The sequence below is a fragment of the Methylocystis suflitae genome (assembly GCF_024448135.1).
GTDB classification, from domain to species: Bacteria; Pseudomonadota; Alphaproteobacteria; order Rhizobiales; family Beijerinckiaceae; genus Methylocystis; species Methylocystis suflitae.
On record NZ_JAMRYX010000060.1, the window covers coordinates 1 to 496 of the forward strand.

At 51.8% G+C, this 496-nt stretch carries 1 protein-coding gene; it reads right to left on the minus strand.

Going from position 1 to position 496, the window contains the following annotated elements; translation table 11 throughout:
- Positions 1-496: DUF4838 domain-containing protein (locus tag NEI07_RS04645; RefSeq protein WP_328516960.1), on the minus strand; the 496-nt coding region annotated here is incomplete at both ends.

The following is a 496-nucleotide window of genomic DNA, read 5'->3' on the forward strand; positions in this document are numbered from 1 at the left end:
CCAATAGTCGCGCATTGGCTTTTCTGCAGGACCAAAGAATTTGCCGTAGAAATCGTCGAGCAGCGCTTCGACGTCTTCATCCGGGTTCCACATCAATCTACCTCGTAGATAAAAATTGGTGACGGTTGTCGCGAGCGCCATCCGGCTTTCGGTCGTAAAGCCCAACACGCCAATGTCACGATAGAGTTTCACATCGCGCTGAAACGCCTGATGTGATGGGTTAGGCAGATCGCGCCACAACAGCATGGACTGGTCATAATCATAGATCGTCAGCCGTCCCTGCAGAAGCTTGGCCCACTGCTCGAGGATCGTATGATATTGTTGTTTTGGGGGTGATTGCGGATCATCCATCGGGTGGACTGGGTCAATATCGATCGGGGCCAATGTGCCATACAGCGAGGGCTCGAGAACAATGGCTCGAGCCGGCGGCAAAAACATATTCGAATACGCCAGAAACAGGATTTTCGAAGGGCTTTCAGGATGTCTTTCACGTAGA